Here is a 2,988-nt window from a genome sequence, read left to right on the forward strand (position 1 = left end):
CCCGGCAAAGTGCCGCGCGCGGCTTCGGCCACATCGAAGCCGGGGTTCCAAAGCAGGCTGCCATAGCCGAAAACCCACATGGTCATTGTCACTGGTCCTTTTGTTGCGCCGTGGGGTAGACCCGATTTGGAAGAAAAGGAAAAGGGGCACCCATGCGCAAAGTGATGTGGATCGTTGCACTGGCAGCGTTGGCATGGTGCGGCTGGTGGTGGTTTGCATCGGCCGGGCTGCGCGGTGGTGTACAGACTTGGTTCGACGCGCGGCAGGCCGAAGGGTGGCAGGCCGAGTTGAGCGAGATTGAGGGCGGCGGTTTTCCCATGGTCCTGCAAGCCGGGTTGCGCGACATTGCCGTGGCTGACCCGCAGGCCGGTCTGGCCATCGAGACCCAAGCACTGGACATCGCGGCGCCGGCATGGTGGCCGGTTGACGTGACCGTCACGCTTGATGACGACCCGATCCTGATTGCATCGCCGCTTGGGCGGTCAACGTTGACCATGGCGGACGGATTGATGGCACTGAACCTGCACCCCGGCACCGCACTTGAGCTTGAGGCACTGGGATGGACCGCGGGTGCGTGGCAGATCAGTGATCCGGAAGGTGTGCAGATGCAGGCCGACGACCTGACCCTAACCATGGAACAGCTCGAGGGCGCACAATATGCGCTTGTTGCCAAAGCGGACACGTTCACTCCCGGCGCGGCGACCCGGCGCGGTCTGCGCTTGCCCGACAATTTTCCGGGAGCCTTCCAAAGCCTGCAATTGCGTGCCGATGTAACCTTCGATCAGCCGTGGGATCGGCGCGCCTTGGATCAGCGTCGCCCTCAGCCCCGTATCGTCGACCTGCATCTGGTCGAGGCGATCTGGGGTGACATGAAATTCAACCTCTCAGCCGATCTGACAGTTGATGCCCAAGGTGTCCCCGCGGGGACAGTCGCCATTCAGGCTGAGAACTGGCGCGACATGCTGGACATGTCGGAAACGGCGGGGCTTCTGCCGACCCAATTGCGCGGTCAGGCCGAAGGTGTTTTGCAGGCCTTGGCCGGGGCGTCAGGCAATGAAAACACACTGGATGTCGAATTGTCGGTCAGGGACGGCGCAATCCGCCTTGGCTTTATCCCACTGGCCCCGGCACCGCGCCTGATCCTGCGCTGATTGCGGTGGATCCTACCGGCAGTAGGTTCCGCCGCGATAACGGGCGGTGTCAAAATGGAAGTGGTCACGGTGAAACCGGTCAGAATTTGGCCCAAGCACGGTGCCAAAAGGTCCACATGCCGCCTTGTGCATCGACCGCAGCGCTCGGCGATGGCGCGAGTTCCAGTCGTTCAATACTGTCAGGGTGGTTCCGTCCTTAAGCTGGAAGCCCGAGATATCGATGGCCCGCCCCTTGCCATGTTCAGAGATGCGTGCTCCCGGCTGGTTGTTGCGCGTCCGGCAGGCATAGTGGGCCGCCACACGGTAGCTGGCCAGCCCACCGCCGGTTCCGCGCAGTGCGGGTTTGGCCCCCCGCTCCGTCCATCGCTTCAGCGCTTTCGCCGTCGTGCAATCCATCAGGGCCGATTGGCTGAGCGTGACGCCCGAGACTGAGCGCAGGCGTACGGCTTCGGATATCCCGCAGCCATTGATGCGCCCCGGCACAAAGCCCACGAAATCCCCCTGCAGGTCTGGATCACCGCAGACCTGACCCCGGCGGCGTTCTGCCCGGCGCGCCATGGCTTTCTCGACAATGGCGCGGGGGCGCAGAGCGGGGCGAAGCGACGTGGCGCTTTCAGGCAAGATGGCGGCTGATGGTATGGCCGAGGCCACGGTTGGCACCACGGGGGATACAGCCACTTCGCGCACAACGTTCCGCGCATCTGTTCCAGCCCGTGCAACAGGGCGCTTTGACGCCTCGGGCGCCGCAACTGCAAGGCCAGCGGCCGTCATCAGCCCAAGCGCCAGCGCCCTCATCGCGTTACACCGCGACCAAAATCCGGGGCATCCGTGTCCTGGCCCGCCTCGATGATCCCGCGGCGGATCGCGCGTGTTCGTGTGAAATAGTTGAACAAGTGATCTCCGTCGCCCGTGCGGATGGCGCGTTGCAGGGCAAACAGCTCTTCAGTGAAGCGACCCAGGATTTCCAGCGTTGCGTCCTTGTTCGTCAGGAATACATCGCGCCACATGGTCGGATCACTGGCCGCGATGCGGGTGAAATCCCGGAACCCGGCAGCCGAGAACTTGATCACTTCACTGTCCGTGACCCGCCGCAGATCATCGGCCACGCCAACCATCGTATAGGCGATCAGGTGCGGGATATGGCTGACCACCGCGCAAACCCGGTCATGGTGCTGCACATTCATCCGGTCCGTCATGGCGCCCAGCGCCGCCCAGTAGCGCTCGACCTTCTCCACAGCGTCCGGGTCAGCGTCGTCCGGGGTGACAATCAATGTCCAACGGTTGTCATAGAGCTCAGCAAAGCCCGCCTCCGGTCCGCTATGTTCTGTCCCAGCCATAGGGTGTGTGCCCACAAAGTGCACGCCATCGGGCAGATGGGGCTGCACCGCGTCGAACACGGCCTGTTTTACCGATCCCACGTCGATCACCGTGGCTCCGGGTTTGAGCGCGGACTTGATCTCGGCCATCACCGGACCCATTGCGCCAATGGGCACGGCGAGAACAACAAGGTCCGCGTCGCGGACCGCTTCCGCCGCTGTGTCGGTCACGATGTCACAAAAGCCCAGCCGCCGCGTTGTCTCGCGCGTCGCTTCGGACCGCGCGTAACCACTGATGGTTGTGGCCGCACCTGCGCGCTGCGTCGCCCATGCCATAGAGCCCGCAATCAATCCCAAGCCGATAAAGGCAATCTTGTCGTAGATCACGCTCACGATGCGTTCCGCCATTCTGTCAGGGCCGAGATGACGCGACCTGTCTGCTCTGCATTGCCGACAGTGATACGCAGACCTTCGGGGAAGCCGTAGCCGCCCACGCGCCGCACGAGGATACCGTCGGCGTT

4 protein-coding genes are annotated in these 2,988 nt (G+C 63.3%); 1 reads left to right on the top strand and 3 read right to left on the bottom strand.

Annotated elements, in window-relative coordinates; translation table 11 throughout:
- The coding region (locus AC6RA8_RS21880) for a gamma-glutamylcyclotransferase (protein ID WP_500355868.1) at window positions 1-86 on the bottom strand (86 nt) is incomplete at its 3' end.
- A 66-nt stretch (window positions 87-152) separates the two neighbouring features.
- On the opposite strand from AC6RA8_RS21880, the gene AC6RA8_RS21885 reads away from it, so the two are divergent.
- Window positions 153-1,151, top strand: a complete 999-nt coding sequence (locus AC6RA8_RS21885) for a DUF2125 domain-containing protein (protein ID WP_500355863.1) — start codon at window positions 153-155, stop codon at window positions 1,149-1,151.
- Between the two features lie 12 nt (window positions 1,152-1,163).
- On the opposite strand, the gene AC6RA8_RS21890 is transcribed toward AC6RA8_RS21885, so the two are convergent.
- Together AC6RA8_RS21890 and AC6RA8_RS21895 are read right to left on the bottom strand one after the other, a co-directional pair.
- Entirely contained in the window at window positions 1,164-1,946 is a 783-nt protein-coding gene (locus tag AC6RA8_RS21890) for an extensin-like domain-containing protein (protein ID WP_500355865.1), read from the bottom strand.
- The gene (locus tag AC6RA8_RS21895) at window positions 1,943-2,875 is read right to left on the bottom strand and encodes a prephenate/arogenate dehydrogenase family protein (protein ID WP_500355866.1); all 933 of its coding nucleotides are present in this window, start codon (window positions 2,873-2,875) and stop codon (window positions 1,943-1,945) included. Before AC6RA8_RS21895 ends, AC6RA8_RS21890 begins: the two co-directional genes overlap by 4 nt.
- Window positions 2,876-2,988 lie beyond the last annotated feature (113 nt).

Source organism: Tateyamaria sp. (assembly GCF_059783535.1).

What these genes read in the sequence shown, in the direction of transcription:
- AC6RA8_RS21885 (WP_500355863.1), top strand. Translation starts at nt 153, where the DNA reads ATGCGCAAAGTGATGTGGATCGTTGCACTGGCAGCGTTGGCATGGTGC.
- AC6RA8_RS21890 (WP_500355865.1), bottom strand. Translation starts at nt 1,946, where the DNA reads ATGAGGGCGCTGGCGCTTGGGCTGATGACGGCCGCTGGCCTTGCAGTT.
- AC6RA8_RS21895 (WP_500355866.1), bottom strand. Translation starts at nt 2,875, where the DNA reads ATGGCGGAACGCATCGTGAGCGTGATCTACGACAAGATTGCCTTTATC.